Here is a 13,852-nt window from a genome sequence, read left to right on the forward strand (position 1 = left end):
GGTTGGGGGCGTGCTCGCCGGCGTTTCGCTGCTCTTGCAGCCCCCGTTTGAGAGAAGCGGGCCAACCAGGATGCCCCATAACACTGCCCGCGAGCAGGTTCTCCAGAGGTGGTCCCTTAGCAATTTGCCACCCATGGGGGCGCCGGCGTCCCTTCCCGGCCTTAGGTCATCCCACACCATTGTGTCGCGGGAGCACGCTGGCCCTCGCACACCCACTCGGAGCCACGGGTCTCGGCAAGTCACCGGGGTTGCCTACCCCCCTGGATTTCCCGAGCCGGCAGCCGGCCGACGTGTTGGTGTGTCCGGCCTGCGAGTCGGCCCAGCACCATGCGGACAAACACGGGCAGGACGGGAGCCGCTTCCAGCAGGTATCTGCGCCACAGCCGCCGCGGTTCCTGTGCGAGCCGATGGAGCCACTCCAGCCCGCTGCGGGACATCCATCCGGGGGCCCGTTTCACCTCCCCCACGTAGAACGATAGGGCAGAGCCGGCCCCGATGCCCACGGCGGGACCATACTCCCCCTCGAACCGGGACAACATGACTTGCTTGGACGGGGGCAGGCACACGACGATCAACCTCGCCCCCGTGTCCCGCGCCCGGCGCAGCACCTCGAGGGCGTGATCCGCGCCGAGATTCAGGTCAAATGTCGACGAATCGTAGCCGGTCACGCGCATGGTTGGATAGTTCGCGCTCAGCTTCTTCATCGCCGCCTCACACGCCGCCGGTGTGGCCCCCAGGAAAAAGACGGGCAGGCCGTCGCGCGCGCACCTGGCCATGAGAGGCTCGAAAAGGTCGCTGCCGCTCACTTTGTGACGCAAGGGCAGACCCAGAAGCCTTGAGATCAGTACGAGCGGCATCCCGTCGGCCAGCGAGAGGAAGCAGCGGCGGTAGGCCTCGGCAAACTCGGGGTCGCGGAGCGAGATCGCGAGGTGGTCGACGTTGGGCGTGAGAACGAAGCCTCCTTCACCGCTGGCCGCTCTCTCCGCTATGATATCCACTGCCTCGCCGATGGAAACGGCGTGGGCGTGTATGGGCCCGAAGTCCACGACGGCAAGATCTCGCTTCCCGAAGGCCGTCGTCGGCTCTTTGATTGTCTTCATCGGCGGCTACACCTCCACCTCGTGGAACCGGGCAACGCGATGAGCACCCGAAGGTACTGCCTGATCACACCCTGCCGCGACGAGGCGCAGTATGCGCGCCGCACCTTGGAGGCGGTCGCGCGCCAGTCCGAGCCACCCGCCCTGTGGGTCATCGTGGACGACGGCTCCAAGGACGAGACGCCAAAGATCCTCGAGGAATACGCGGCGCGGTTCCCGCACGCGCGCATCGTTCGCCGAGCCGACCGCGGCATCCGCAAGGTGGGTGGAGGCGTGATCGATGCCTTCTACGCGGGCTACGAGACCATCGATCCGCTTGCCTACGACTACATCTGCAAGCTCGACCTGGACCTCGACTTGCCGCCCCGATACTTCGCCATCCTTATGGACCGCATGGAGGCTGAGCCGCGCGTCGGCACGTGTTCGGGGAAACCATACTTCGTCCCGCCCGGCCTGTCCCCGGCCGCAGTACAGTTCCCCATCAGCGACGCCTCGGGGCTGATCTCGGAGAAGATCGGCGACGAGAACTCGGTCGGCATGACCAAGTTCTATCGCACGGCGTGCTTCCGACAGATCGGCGGCTTCGTGCGGGAGGTCATGTGGGACGGCATCGACGGCCACCGCTGCCGGCAACTTGGCTGGATCGCGGTCTCTTGGGACGACCCCCCGCTGCGCTTCGCCCACCTGCGCCCGATGGGGACAAGCCACAAGAGTTGGTGGACAGGCCGGAAACGGCACGGAGGCGGCCAGTATTTCATGGGCACGTCGCCTGTGTACATGCTCGGGAGCGCGGCGTACCGAATGACCCGGCCGCCGTTCGTCGTGGGTGGCCTCGGCATGGCGGTCGGGTACTTCAGCAGCCTCCTGCGCCGGGACCCGCGCTACGGCGACGAGCAGTTCCGGAGCTTCTTGCGCGGCTATCAATGGGCATGCCTGCTCAAGGGCAAGCGGCGGGCAACGGCGGAGCTCAACTTGCGTCAGGCGAGCCGCTGGAACCCGAAAGAGTAGAACGCATTCCATGGGCCAAGATGGCACTCTGACCCGCCGCCCGTCAACCACGGCCAAGCACCCAGCGAACTAGGGAGTCACGAAGGCCGCGGCCAGGGCTACGTATGGGCCCTGATAGCCGATTGAGTTCTCGGTGATCTCCCAGGTGCGGGCGGTCCAGACCGCCTGCTCGTTCCAGTCGCGGTAGAAACGGTTCGGGTAGGTGCCACCCCCGGGCGGGGTCGCGTCTCCCGCGTAGTCCATGTTGGGGCCCCCGGGCACAAAGCCCGGCGCGGGGCCAAGCGCGGAGGTCTTGTCATCGCGGATGCCGTGGTTGTCGAGCCCGCGGAAGTAGGGATAGTGCGGCTCCACCACGGAAGCGGGCTTGCCCACGTAGTTGGACCGAGAATAGGGGCTCTGGGACTGGCCGAACCAGTTGTGGAAGAACTGCCAGGACGAGTGCTCACCCCCCTCAGAGCTCATGTTGGTCAAATAGACCATGCTCAGCGGGTTCTGGCCGTGAAAGAAGTGCAGGAGGTCCAGAGCGTGGCCGCGGCACTCCCCGGCCGTGTGGGATCCGGTCAGACCCAGCCGTGCCGCTTGGAGCAGGAAGACGCCCTGCCCGGCCCGTATCTCGTTGGAGCCCCAGTGGTAAGACGAGGTCGGCATGCCGTTCCGGTAGAGATCGTCGGCGGAGAAGATCTGGTCCACTTGCCTAGCGAGGTCCGCTCCCATCGCCGAAACAACCGCCGGTGTCGCCCCGCGCGTCTGCACGTAGGTGATGGCGGCGTGGGAGTCGTAGCGTGTCACCCCCAACACCGCACCCAACCAGTGGGCGGGGTGGTAGCCGTCCACGTAGTTGCGCGCGGACGCGATCGTGGGATCCAGGCGGAAGACCTCCGCCGCCGCCCACACTTTCTCGTCGCTGTTCCCCTGGCCCTGGAGCCAGCCCCAGGTCAAGAGGGCCGCCCGCCTCAGCGTCGACCCGTACGCAACCTGCCCGGCGGCCGTGAACACGCGGGAGGCGAAGGCGCAGCTGCCCGCAAAGACGGCGCCCGACTCCAGAGTTGGGTCGCGGTAGTAACGCGGAGTCGTGTCCACACTTGGGGGGGAGGCGCCATTGGCGGCACCGTCCGCGTGGACGCTGGAGAGGACGGAGCCGTCGGGGAGCTGCATTTTCAAGAAGAAGTCCAGCTCCCACTTCACCTCGTCGAGCAGGTCGGGCAGCCCATTTCCCGATTCCGGGATGTTGAGGTCGCCGTCCGGGAACACACTGGGGCCGTCCTCCCGCGCGCGGAGCATGAAGAGGATCGCGTTGGAGGCCGAGTAAGTGAGGTATTTGTTGTAGTCTCCAGCGTCGTGCCAGCCTCCCGTGAGATCGCGCAGGCCGCGGTCCACTTGGCCCTTGGCGGGACCCGTGGAGACGTCGGCTCGGTGGCAGGCCCTCCCGTCCGCCCAAGGCCCCGCGTAAATGGGGGGCTTGGCGGTGCCGCAGCGCTGCCGGTAGAAGGTCTTGAGAGCTGTCCGCATGACGTTCTTGTATACGTTGGGTGCGATCACGAAGTCGTAGGACCGAGCGTTCAGCGATGCACTGAAGAGGTGGTAGCTTCCTCCCGCATGGAGCGGACTGAAGTCCACCCACCAGACCTGATCACCGGAAGCGGCGTCCGTGCCCCGGCTGCTGATAGACCCGCCGTCGGTCGGCACGGCGAGGGCGACCGTGCCCTCCGATGTCCGCACCTGAACAATAGAACCCGGGTCGGCGGAGAAGACTGCCACCTTCGTGTCATCCGGGCGGTACCCAAAGTTGTCGAGCTTGACGGACAGAGTGATCTGGTCGGCCCCGCCCTGATCGAGAGCGTCCGGCCGCTTCTGCCGGCAAGCCCCCGTACCCTCCACCATGACCAGGCATACGGAGAGGTACGGGAGGATTCTTCCTCCACATCCTCGTCTTCGCGACGCCGCCTTAGTGACCTTGACGATGCTGAGGGCGGAGGCTATCGTGCCCGTGAAGCCGGATCGGCGAGCGGAGGCGCGATGCCGTGAGCTTTTTCGGGAGTCGCCGCACTCCACATTCTCCATACCGCGCGCGTTCGCACGACCAGCTCGGAAAGCCCCACACCCCGCCTGGGGGTTCTTGGCTCCCAGCCTCACCGCCAGCCCGCGGGGGCCTCCTCCATGGACCAACGGACCGGGTCGGCGAGTGAGGAGGCTCGACCAGGTTGCTCCCGTGGATTCGTCATCCCGCTTGTTGCGGACAGCTCAAGCCACCCGCTTAGCTCCCGCGATATGAGCCGAAGGGGGCGGCGCTGGCGGAGGTGGACCCTTTTCCTGCTGATCCAGGCCGCAGCGACCCTGCTCCTATGCGAGCTTGCCGTGCGCCTGATCACCACGACCAACCCCGACAATGGCATGGCCATGATTGGGCGGTACCCCCTCCTGCCTTATCGGCCGGCGCCTGAAGCCGTCCGCGCCTGGCTCCAGCGCCCACCCGGCGGCTACGTGGTCGCGGACTCCGAACTGGGTTGGACGGTGGCACCGGGTGGCCGCACGCCCGACGGCCTCTACCAGGCGAACGCGGAGGGCGCCCGCGCACCCGCCGACCGAAGCTACGGCGAGCGCTCACTTCCGGGCCGGCTGCGCCTGGTCACAGTCGGCGACTCGTTCACCCACGGAGACGGTGTCGGTCTCGAGGACACCTGGCAGCGGGAGCTGGAGCGACGCCGGGCTGATCTCGAGGTGGTCAACCTGGGCGTCCCGGGCTACGGCACCGACCAAGCCTACCTGCGCTGGCGTCGCGACGGGGCGCGCCTGAATCCCCATTTTGCACTGCTCGGCATTTGGCCGGAGGACATCTGCCGAAACCTCAACGTCGTGCGCTTCTTCCTGCAGCCCGCCGGCGGTTTTGGCTTTCTCTCTAAGCCGCGGTTCATCCGGGCCGATGATCGACTCCAGACCCTGAACCTGCCCGTTCTGGAGGGCGAGCCGCTTGTGCGCGCCTTGATCGATCCTCTGAATTCGCCCCTGCTGCGTCACGACTATTGGGCGATTCCGAACGACCTTGAGCTGCACTCATGGCAGCATCTCCGCGTAGCGCGCGCTTTCGCCACGGTAGCCAATCTCTACCGTCGCCGCGAGCTGCGTCAGCGCCTCTATGCGGGGACGGACCCTGCCGGTATCGAGGTCACGGTGGCGATCGCCGAGGCTTTCGCCCGCGACGTACGGCGCAAGGGAGCGGTGCCCGTGGTCGTCTTGATCCCGATGCTCGACCTCCTCCAACGCTATGCCGAAGAGAATTCTCTGCCCCTCGCGCAAGCGCTGCGTGCGCGGAAGCTTGACGTGATCGATCTCGGCCCACCTATGGCGCGGCTCGTGCACGAGCGGGGACCGTCGTCATGCTTCGCGGCCGATTCGCATCTCTCCCCGGAGGGCAACCGGTGGCTGGCGGGCTGGCTGCTGGACCGCCTCGCGCCGTGGCTCGACGCCGCGCGCGGTCAGCCCGGCGGCTGAGCTTCGGTTGCCGGGCGGGCGGCGTGGCTTTGGCGCGGGCGCTCGCGCGAGAGCACCTCCCGACCACGTCGCGACATGGACCTGTCGGTGACGGTTGGCTAGAACAGGGTGTATATGAACGGAGCCACCGCCGAGCCCTGGGTGAACACCACCAGCAGGCCTAGCAGCGCCAGCATCACCACAATGGGTCCGAGCCACCACTTCTTGCGCACGTGCATGAAGGCCCACAGCTCGCCCAGGATGCCGAACTTCTCGCGCGATTCCTCGAAGGCCATGAGATCTCCTAGTCGAGCTCGTAGAGAGAACGACCCCCCATATTCATGCGCATGAAGCAGACCTAAGCGTCTTGGGGCGTGCAGCTTACCTGAAGACGCACGCCTCCGGCCGACGCCATACCCAACTCCCCGAGGGCACGCAGGGCCCGATAGGGCGGCAACACCAGAACCCCATTTTGCGTCAACGGCGCGGCAAGGGCCCGGGAGCCGACACCGGCCACCCTCGGCCAGCCCCGCTGCTGCAGAAAGGGTTCGAGACTGGCGGGCGTGCAGTAGACAACACCCGCTACACCGCCCACTTCAGGGACAATCGGGTCGAGGGCGCGGTCGGCCTGTGCGGGCGACACGCCGTTGAGCACGAGCACCACCGTCCCCTCGCGGCTCGCCAGGTATGCAGCCCGTATCAGCCCCGCCGGAACGCCACCCCTCGGATCCGCGCTGACCTCGATGACCGCGGCTGGTCTGGATACTTCCATGGGCGTTCCCTACGGTCTAAGGCTGCGTTCGCGGGCGGCGCGGCCCGCGTGACCAACCATCAGGGAAACCATTACGCGCGAACGACATGCACACGGTGAACGCAAGGGTCGTGCCGGCCTCCACTGGCATCCCCGCTGGCCTCCGTGAAGCCGGTTTGCCGCACGCCAGGGCGTATTGCGATCTTCGGGCGCGCAAGGCGCATCGGGCCAATGGTATCGAGATGCCACTTTATGACCTCCCGTGCCCAACCCCGACCGGCATTCCGTGACGTCCGTCCAGCGATTGCACGGCAGAATGGGCGCGCGGGCCAGCCGCTATTCCGCGATGGCACGACCAGAGGGTCTCCAGGACGCCCGAGGCGAGCTCCCGACACCCATCGTCCCTTCCAGAGCCGTCCGCGGAGAGCCGTCAGCCGGCGCGAGCGATGGCGGGCTTCCCAGGCGGGGGCCAGAAACGCTTCAGCTGCAGGAAATACTTCTCAAAGAACTCATAGCTCAGCCAGGCGACCGCCATTGAGAGCACCATTCCGCTGCCGGACTGGAGGATCACCGCAAGAGTGTGCGAGCCGACGACGCGGGCCAAGGCGAACTCGGTGCCATGCTTGAGGAAGTAGTAGGACAGGAAATGATGGTAGACATACAGCCCGTAGCTGTACTTGCCGAGCATGGTCATCGCACCGCTGTGAAAGAAACGGGCCACCAAGGACGTGGCCGGCGCGAACAGGGCGTGCAGGAGTAGGGCCACGAACACCACTCGGAACAGTCCTTCGCGCACGGACCGCATCAAGGTCAGGCCGACGTCGGTAAAGCGATGGAGCCCGAACTGGAAGGCGAGCGCCGCCCCCCCCAACAGCGCGATCGGCAGGATGGTGCGCTTGACGGCAAGCTCTCCTCTCGGCTGTCGCAGCCACACCGCGAAGAACCCACCCAGGCACAGGGCGTCCAGCTGGAAGGGCGTGAGCACGGTGGTCGCAACCGTACTCGCCCCCGAGAGCGACGCCGCCACACGGGCGGCGAACGATACCGCGGCAAGGCCGAGGGCCGTGCGCATGAGAACCCGAGGCCGGGCGCCCAACAGCCAGACCACCAGCGGCCAGACGAAGTAGAAGTGCTCCTCCACGGCCAGCGACCAGAAATGCTCGATGTACGACAATACCCAGCCGCCCTGGATCGAAAGGTAGACGTTGATCCCGTAGAGCCACGCCCATGCCTGGTGCTCCCGCAGCCCCGCAATCTCGGAACCGCGAAGGGCCGGTATGAGCGAGACGCCGAAGAACACGACGGCCAGAACGCCGTAGTACAGCGGAAAAATCCGGAGCACCCTGCGCATGTAGAAGGTGCGGAAGTACCCTGGCTCAGCGCGCGAGTCGTAGAGGATCCCGGTGATCAGGAAGCCGGAGAGGACGAAGAAGAGGTCGACCCCCAGAAAGCCATAGCCCAGAGCCCAGTTGACGGCCGCCTCGAAGCGGTTGGTGGCCGTCGTCTGGGCCACAAAGTGGTACAGCAACACAAGAAGGATGGCCAGCCCGCGCACGCCGTCGAGAGCGGGAAGGTGACCGGCAAACCCAGACCGGGGCGTGGCCCGCCGCGAAGAGCCGGCCACGGCGGGAGAGCCGACCTCTCCGACCTGTTCGCGCGCTTCCTGCGTCACCACCGGTGCAAAGCCGACCGTAGCCATCATGCTCTTAGGCCACCCGCGGCCGGAGCCTCCGCAGGCGGTGTGCCGTGCCCCCGAAGGCCCAACCTCTCCCGGGCGGGTCCCATTGCTTCCACCAGCACCTGCGCGCACGCGTTCATGTCGATGGCATTCCTGTTCTGGGCGTAGGCGTCCTCGGCGATTTCCCTCAGTCGGAGGGGGTTTTCGTCGAAGAGGCGACGCACCTTGGAGAGGACCGCGGCCAAGCCGCCCTTTTCGAACAGAAAGCCGGACTTGGCGTCCTGGAAGGCGAGCCCACGCGCTCCGAAGGGCGTACTCACGATCGGCAGCCGCATGGCGATGAACTCACACATCTTCACGTTCGTCCCGGCGCCGCTCGATATCGGGTTGAGGGCGGCGTCGGCGGCCGCGAAATATGGCTCCACCCGGTCAATTCTGCCCGTTGCCGTGAACCCCTCGAGATGAACAGGCTCCGCGGTCACGCCTCCCACGACGAGGATGTGGATCCTCTGTTCTACCAGCAGGCGCGCCTGGCTCTTCGCGAACTCGAGGAGGTACTCGAAGGCCTCGCGGTTCGGACCCCACTTGCTGGCCGTGAACAAGAGCAGCATGACGTCATCGGCGATCCCCAACGCCCGCCGAGCCTCCGCTCGGTGGGCTTCGATCCCACAAAAGCGCCCTAAGTCGACGCCGTTGGGCACCACGACCGCCTGCCGGACACCGGCATTCGCCTCGAAAAACCGAGCGTCCTCCGCACAGCAGGCCACCAAGATGTCGCAAGCCTTGGCCGCCTGAATCTCCAGCTCGCGAACCACCGCTCGGGTCAGAGGATTCCGCCACAAGTGGTGCTCGATATTGTGCGTGCTGAGTACGCGAAGCTTTCCCTGCGCGGCGGGTGCCGCGAAGATCGGATAGAGGTATGGGAAGTCGGCCACGATGGCGTCGCACCAGGCCAGCTCTTGGCGCAAGGCGGCCGAGAGTAGGGCCTCTCCGGGTGAGCCGACCGCGACGCCGAGATGCGCGCTGATCCAAACCGGGGGCAGCCCCAGGACGTAACCGGCGAGCCAATTCGCCGCGGAGGCGACTCCGCGGTCGACCCGCTCCTCGGTCCCACCGGGCCACACTTGCATCGACGACGGACGGCGGGCCAGATAGTCCGCCTTTCGTCCCGTCAGCGAGTGCACGCGCACGTCGAAACCGTGGTGCTGGAGGGCGTTGACCAAGGCAGCGCTCCGTAGCGTTCCGCCCGACATGGTCGGGTAGATCTGCAACCCGGACAGGAAGAGCACCTTGGGGCTGGCCCCAGCTGGATCGATCGGCATCATGCGGGAAGAGACAGGTCGTGGGTCTGGCACCACGACAGGAGTACGTAGAGAGCCCAAATACGCGACCAGTACAGGCCTGACCGGCCACCGGCGAAGGAGCGCCAGAGGGTCTGCACCGCTTCCCCGCGCAAGCCGACGCGCCGGGCCAAGCCATCGTCGGCGAACACCGTCTCCATCTGCGGCCGCAATCGCTGGCGTGCCCAGGTGTCGATGGGCAGGACGAAGCCCGACTTTGGTCGATCGAAGATCGCGGGATCGAGCTTGCCCAGCGCCACCTCACGCAGGAGTTGCTTCTTGCGGGGGGGTGAAAACCGGCGGATCGGGTCGACGCGGGCCACGGTCTCGGCGAGGATGTGGTCGAGCAGGGGCACCCGCACCTCGAGGGCAACGGCCATGCTGGCGGCATCGGTATCGCGCAGCAGGCGCTCGCCGACGAAGCTGGAGATCTCCAGCAACGAGATCGAGTGCAGCACGTCGCTTCCCCCAATCCGCTGCCGCCAGGCCGCGGCTACTTCTGGGGGCAAGCCGTGCTGCAGCTGCCCCTGAGCCCGGCGGACCGCGCTGCCCGCCAGGATGCCCTGGGTCTCCCGCGTGAAGAGGGCGTAAGAGACCTGGTAGAGGCCGAGCGCCTCGCGCGCCGCGCGCGCCACATCGGCGACCTTGCCCCAGCGCGTTTGGGGGGGCGCCACCTTGAGGAGGTTCCAGGACATCTCGTTCACGAAACGGGCGCCCAGGGTGACGGTGCTGTCCACGGTGCGCCTGACGATCCCTGCATCGTCGGCGCCCGGCAGCCAGGCGCCCGCCCGCAGCCCCTTGGGAATGTCCACGAAGCTCGCGTAACCGCCGAACATCTCGTCGCCACCGGTACCGGCCAGGGCGACCGTCATCCCCGCGCCGCGGGCAGCGCGGCTGACGAAGTAGGTGTTGATGCCATCAAAAGTGGGCTGGTCTATAGCATTGAAGGCGTCGGGGAGTTGTTCTTGGAAGCTTTGTTCGGTGAGGGTGATGCTGGTGTGCCGGCTGCGGATGCCCTCGGCCACCAGCTGGGCATAGTGCGTCTCGTCATAGGCGGCCGCCTCGAAGCCGATGGTGAAGGTATGCACGGAGTCTGGAACGACCTCGCTGGCCAGAGCAGCCACTGCGCTCGAATCGATGCCGCCGGAGAGGAAGACGCCCAGGGGCACGTCCGCCACGAGCTGCATCTTGACGGTGTTCATAAGTTCTTCGCGCAGTTCGGCCACCGTCGTCTTGCCATCCGCCGACGAGGGCATGTCCCAGTATCGGCGGGCCTTGCGCGAGTTCTGGCGGTGGGTGAGGTCGCCAGCCTCGATGGTCAGGATGGTGGCGGCGGGGAGGAGGTGCACGCCCTCCACAATGGTGTCCGGGCCCACCACGAAGCCGTGCCAGAGGTACGAGGCCACGGCGGCGGGTTCGAGGCGGCGAGGTATGGCGCCGCAGGCAAGGAGGGCCCGCACCTCGGACGCGAACAGGGTGACTTCCTCGCCGGTATCGGGGTCGCGAAAGATGGTCCAGTAGAGAGGCTTAATGCCCAGAGGGTCGCGCACGAGGTGGACGGCGCGGGCGCGCGGGTCCCATAGAGCGAGAGCGAAGATCCCACGGAAGCGCTTTACGGCGTCGATGCCCCAACGCTTATGGGCCTTTAGGATCACCTCCGTGTCGCACGACGAGCGAAAGATCTCGCCCCCTGCCTCAAGCTCGCGCCGGATCTCGGCGAAGTTGTAGACCTCGCCGTTAAAGGTGATCGCACACCCGGAGTCGTCGTCGACCATGGGCTGGGCGCCAGCCTCGCTCAGGTCCAGGATGGCCAGGCGTCGGTGTGCGAAGACGATCTCCCGATCCCTCGACTCCCACAGACCGGAACCGTCCGGCCCGCGATGCCGCTGTGCCTCGCTGATCCTCTCGACGAAGCCGACGATCTTCTCGCTGCGCGGCCGCGCCGCCGCCTCGCGACCGTCGAGAATCCTCCGTATTGCCCCGGCAACGCCACACATGGCTCGCTCCCCTGGTTAGACGGCTATTGCCACTCCGGGCGTGGCCCTCTGGCCCTGGCCACTATCGACTCAAGCCCGAAGTTGCCGAGGCGAATGCCCCCTGGCGATCGGCCGCTCCGGGTGCTCCGTCCACCGCTGGCAGGGCTGCTTCTGACATCGCCTCCGCCGCCCGCATCCCGCCCCTTCTTCCGACCTCCGGTGAGGCCCCGCTCCAGACCGAGACCTTGGCTCCTACCGCGACGGCAACACCCAGGATCAGATTGCAGGTGAGGGCCTGAAAGCCAATGTCCCCGTAGCACTGGGCACCGTAGGCGGCCAGGATGCAGAGAGCGGCCATGGCCGCGGCGCGATCGACGGCGCGCGTCGACCCCCGATAGCCGCGCATGGCAAGAAAGGCAGCCACCGGCACTACGAGCCAGATGCCGAAGATCCCGACCAGCCCCCCGAAGACGGCCACGCCGAGGAGCGAGTTATGGGGGAGGTACCGATACTGCCACCACTCCTCAAAGTTGGAGTAGACGCTCGTGACCTTGGCATAGGGTATGCCCCAGCCGGTCCCCAGTAGCGGGTTCCCGCCCGTCGAGAGCGTGTAGAGAAGGTTCCGGGTCTCTTCCTCCCGGCCCAGAGACGAGTTGTCATCGTAGCTACCGGCCGTGGAGAGCGCCCGCAGCGGCGCAAACAGCACCCCCGTCCGGCCCCAGCCGCCGATAACGTAAGCGAGAAGGATGGGCCCCGTGACCAGCAAGACAACGTTCACCCGCCGCTGGGTTCTTCCCCGCGGAAGCACCAAATACACGAGTGCGAGGACAAGGACCAACTCGATCCAGGCGAGGCGGCGGTTGTTCAAAGTGATGGCGTACAACAAATGGGCTGACACGAGGGCCGCGGTTAGCCAAGATCCCAGGCTCCCACGAGCGAGCGCCCAGCTCAGTGCGATGAGCACTCCGGCGACGAAGAGGAGCGTATCGTCGTGAGTCGTCATGTAGGGCGGGGGCGGCTCGATCTTGCCGTGCACGACCGCCCAGTAGAAGTACATCGCGAGCGTGCCGCGAACGAGCGCGGCCAGCAGGACGGTAAAGCCAAGCGCCTTCAGGTCGCGGGAACTGCGTACGACCGAAATGAGCAGAAGGCTGACGAGCAAACCAACGAGGAATCTCCACAGTTGGTAGTAGGCGTTGTAGGGGCTACCGCCACGTATCCAACCCCATAGGAAGGTGATGGCAATGCTGACGAAGCTGGTCAGAATGGCCGCATCCATGGGCCAGGCGCGCTTGCGAAAGGCACCGGGCAATAGCAAGCACAGGGGCACGAGCGCGAGGAGCAGGACCTGCCACGGGACGAGGTCGATGATGGGGAGGGACTCGAAGAGCCAGCCGAAGATCTGGAAGGGGCTCCGCCAGTAACCGTAGTACAGCACCTTCTCCCGCGTCGACTCCGCAGTCCAAGCTACGAATAGAAGCGCGCACAACACCCGGCAGAGCACCCAGTCCGCCTAGCTGTCAGCCGGAAAGGGGCCGGTAGGGGTGACTTGGGTTGTCGTGATGTACCGAACTGCCTTCAGGCCGTCCCTCCTGTGAGCGCTCATCGTCCATTCGTCAGGTAGCGGTGCCATCGACAGTTGCAAAGAGGAGGCTCCAAGAACTCATCCCCTACCACGCCCAGTCAACCCATCGGACGCGGAGATAGAAAAGCATCAGCACGTAGAGCACGTCATAGGTGAGCATCAAGGCAAGCAATATGGACAGACCACGCCGCTCGCTGCGGCTCTTCGCCGTTTGCATGCCCAGCAGAACGGGCACCATCACGATCGAGATTAGGAGCAGTTTGAACATGCGTTGGTGAGCCGCAGCTTCTACTCGCGATGTTGCTCGCCCATCACCTTGGCGAAGACGGCTCTCGCCTTAGGCGCAGCGCCGGGGCATCGCGTCCATCCTCCGCCGCCGGTGATCGTCGAGCCAAGCGGCTCCTGTAAACGCCGCCTCGTCTCCAACCCCCATGCCTTTTCGTCCGAAGACGCTCGCGACGCGCATCCTCCGGCAACTTGGCCGAGGGCCGGGCGGAACCTGGCTTTCCTTCCTGCCAGCGGCCTGCCGAGGCGAGCGGCTGGGGCGCATGAGGGCGTCATTCGCAGTATCTCCCTGTGTCTAAATGATTTACTGAGCAAGAAACTAAGGCGAAAAACCGCGTGATCTAAGGCATATCCCCAATATCCCCGGTGCGGTCATAACGGCTACTTTGTCGGCGGAAAAAGAGCCCCTTCTCAAGAGAAGGACGAGCCCCCGGGCGCAAGCGGGTTGGCTCCTCAAGGCAGACGGCGGCTCCTGGATGAAGGAGAACCGATGCCTTTGGGATCCCCCTCGACCCGATGGTGCCAACGTGCGCTCGTCCTTGGCGTCGGTCTTGCGATCGCTTCGCCGGCCACGGCCGCCATCCTCCCCCCCGATCGGCTCACCACCTGGAACCCCGGCGTGCCCGGCGGTGTCCCCGCCCGGACGACCGTCTGCGCCACCGTG

Annotated in this window: 11 protein-coding genes; 2 read left to right on the plus strand and 9 right to left on the minus strand. The window is 66.1% G+C overall.

Features of this window, described 5'->3' with window-relative positions:
* Positions 1-239: 239 nt before the first annotated feature.
* On the minus strand, positions 240-1,100 hold the full coding sequence (locus tag VN461_21575) for a WecB/TagA/CpsF family glycosyltransferase (GenBank protein HXB57366.1): 861 nt from the start codon (positions 1,098-1,100) through the stop codon (positions 240-242).
* Positions 1,101-1,139: 39 nt separating this feature from the next.
* Here VN461_21575 and VN461_21580 point away from each other — a divergent pair, with 39 nt between their 5' ends.
* Positions 1,140-2,105 (plus strand): glycosyltransferase family 2 protein, encoded by a 966-nt coding sequence (locus VN461_21580; protein ID HXB57367.1) that lies wholly within the window; start codon positions 1,140-1,142, stop codon positions 2,103-2,105.
* Positions 2,106-2,174: 69 nt separating this feature from the next.
* Here VN461_21580 and VN461_21585 read toward each other — a convergent pair whose 3' ends face one another.
* Complete coding sequence (locus VN461_21585; protein HXB57368.1) at positions 2,175-3,986, minus strand: glycoside hydrolase family 9 protein; 1,812 nt, start codon at positions 3,984-3,986, stop codon at positions 2,175-2,177.
* A 387-nt stretch (positions 3,987-4,373) separates the two neighbouring features.
* On the opposite strand from VN461_21585, the gene VN461_21590 reads away from it, so the two are divergent.
* Positions 4,374-5,594 (plus strand): hypothetical protein, encoded by a 1,221-nt coding sequence (locus tag VN461_21590; GenBank protein ID HXB57369.1) that lies wholly within the window; start codon positions 4,374-4,376, stop codon positions 5,592-5,594.
* Between the two features lie 98 nt (positions 5,595-5,692).
* Here the strand turns inward: VN461_21590 and VN461_21595 are convergent, their stop codons facing one another.
* The 7 genes from VN461_21595 to VN461_21625 all read right to left on the minus strand — a co-directional run bounded on the left by VN461_21595 (position 5,693) and on the right by VN461_21625 (position 13,171).
* On the minus strand, positions 5,693-5,869 hold the full coding sequence (locus VN461_21595) for a DUF5989 family protein (GenBank protein ID HXB57370.1): 177 nt from the start codon (positions 5,867-5,869) through the stop codon (positions 5,693-5,695).
* Between the two features lie 62 nt (positions 5,870-5,931).
* Positions 5,932-6,345: a hypothetical protein gene (locus VN461_21600; GenBank protein HXB57371.1), complete on the minus strand. Its 414-nt coding sequence runs from the start codon at positions 6,343-6,345 to the stop codon at positions 5,932-5,934.
* Between the two features lie 409 nt (positions 6,346-6,754).
* On the minus strand, positions 6,755-8,026 hold the full coding sequence (locus VN461_21605) for an acyltransferase (GenBank protein HXB57372.1): 1,272 nt from the start codon (positions 8,024-8,026) through the stop codon (positions 6,755-6,757).
* Positions 8,023-9,327: a glycosyltransferase gene (locus tag VN461_21610; protein ID HXB57373.1), complete on the minus strand. Its 1,305-nt coding sequence runs from the start codon at positions 9,325-9,327 to the stop codon at positions 8,023-8,025. Before VN461_21610 ends, VN461_21605 begins: the two co-directional genes overlap by 4 nt.
* The gene (asnB, locus tag VN461_21615) at positions 9,324-11,339 is read right to left on the minus strand and encodes an asparagine synthase (glutamine-hydrolyzing) (protein ID HXB57374.1); all 2,016 of its coding nucleotides are present in this window, start codon (positions 11,337-11,339) and stop codon (positions 9,324-9,326) included. Before asnB ends, VN461_21610 begins: the two co-directional genes overlap by 4 nt.
* 61 nt (positions 11,340-11,400) lie before the next feature.
* On the minus strand, positions 11,401-12,822 hold the full coding sequence (locus VN461_21620) for an O-antigen ligase family protein (GenBank protein HXB57375.1): 1,422 nt from the start codon (positions 12,820-12,822) through the stop codon (positions 11,401-11,403).
* 166 nt (positions 12,823-12,988) lie between these two features.
* Positions 12,989-13,171: a hypothetical protein gene (locus VN461_21625; protein HXB57376.1), complete on the minus strand. Its 183-nt coding sequence runs from the start codon at positions 13,169-13,171 to the stop codon at positions 12,989-12,991.
* Positions 13,172-13,852 lie beyond the last annotated feature (681 nt).

The organism is Vicinamibacteria bacterium (genome assembly GCA_035570235.1).
GTDB lineage: Bacteria > Acidobacteriota > Vicinamibacteria > Fen-336 > Fen-336 > DATMML01.